This is a genomic window from Arthrobacter crystallopoietes BAB-32, from assembly GCF_000328305.2.
Lineage (GTDB): Bacteria > Actinomycetota > Actinomycetes > Actinomycetales > Micrococcaceae > Crystallibacter > Crystallibacter crystallopoietes_A.
The window spans coordinates 1-1171 of record NZ_ANPE02000341.1 but is presented as its reverse complement, the minus strand read 5'-3'; the positions used below and the strand labels follow the sequence as shown (position 1 = coordinate 1171).

2 protein-coding genes are annotated in these 1171 nt (G+C 72.8%); one reads left to right on the top strand and one right to left on the bottom strand.

What is annotated here, in order from left to right; translation table 11 throughout:
• Positions 1 to 672 (bottom strand): PspC domain-containing protein (locus D477_RS20885; RefSeq protein ID WP_005275646.1); only part of this gene is annotated, 672 nt, incomplete at its 3' end.
• Positions 673 to 876: 204 nt separating this feature from the next.
• On the opposite strand from D477_RS20885, the gene D477_RS20880 reads away from it, so the two are divergent.
• Positions 877 to 1171: PspC domain-containing protein (locus D477_RS20880; protein ID WP_005275644.1), on the top strand; the 295-nt coding region annotated here is incomplete at its 3' end.

Here is a 1171-nt window from a genome sequence, read left to right as displayed (position 1 = left end):
GGCAGCGGGCGGCGCCGGCGGAATGGACGAACCCGCAGGGCCGGCCGCGGTGGTTCCCGGCGGGTAGAGCGGCGGCGCCGCGGCGGAGGCAGCCGAACTGAAGGACGTGCCGGGTCCGGACTGCCCGGCGGCAGGAGCGGGGTAGTCCAGTGGCGCCGGCGGCTGGTTCCGGTTGCGCGTGGCCAGCCAGTAGATGAAGTAGCCGAGCGCGCCGATCCAGACCACGGCCCACAGGTAGGCGCCGAATTCCCAGCCGCCGTCGCGGAAGAAGCCGAACGGGCGGTCGAACAGGCCGAGGACCGTCGCGATCAGCGCGCCCGTCATCCCCGCCCTCCAGCGGCCGCGGCCGGCCTCTTCGGCATGGATGCGGCCGTCGGGTTCGGGCAGCAGCGCCCAGGCGAGGCCGTAGAGCAGCACGCCGAACCCGCCGAACAGCGCCACCAGGACGAAGAGGCCGCGCACCAGCACCGGATCGAGCCCGGTCCGGTGGCCGACTCCGGAGGCGACGCCGCCGATCCAGCGGTCGGTGCCGCGCGGCATGCCGAGGCTGCGGAACCAGTTGAAGAAGCTGTTGCTGTCCGGCGCCGGGACGCTGCCGCCCGGTACGGAGGTGTGGCCGGGGCCGGAGGTGGGGACACCGCCGTCGTAATTTTCCTGTGGAGGGAGCGGCATGGTGGGGTCCTGGCCCGAGGTGTCCCCGGGGCGGTCCGGACCGGCAGGGCCAGAGGGAGTGGATGTCATATCCCGATCATTCCAACCGGCCGCCACCGATTCCATGGGGGGCTACCCTGAAGCTTCCCTGACCGGTCGCCAGGGGCCCCTGAATGGACCCTGACCCGGTCTCCGGCGGCGCGCCGGCCGTGTTTGGATTAAGCCATGCGCGCACCACTTGTCCGTCCCAACGACCGGGTCATCGCCGGCGTGTGCTCCGGGCTGGCGGCCCACCTCGGCCTGCCCGTGCAGCTGGTCCGGATTGCCATGGTGGTGCTGGCTGTTGGCGGCGGGGCCGGGCTGCTGCTGTACGCGTGGCTCTGGCTCCTGGTGCCGACCGCGGATGAGGCGGCTCGGAACGAGAGCGCGGCCTTCAATCCGCGCAACATCGCCGGCAACTTCGCCCGCAGCTTCGGCCAGCGGCAGGATGCGGTGCGGCCGGAGGGGCTGGCCGGGACGG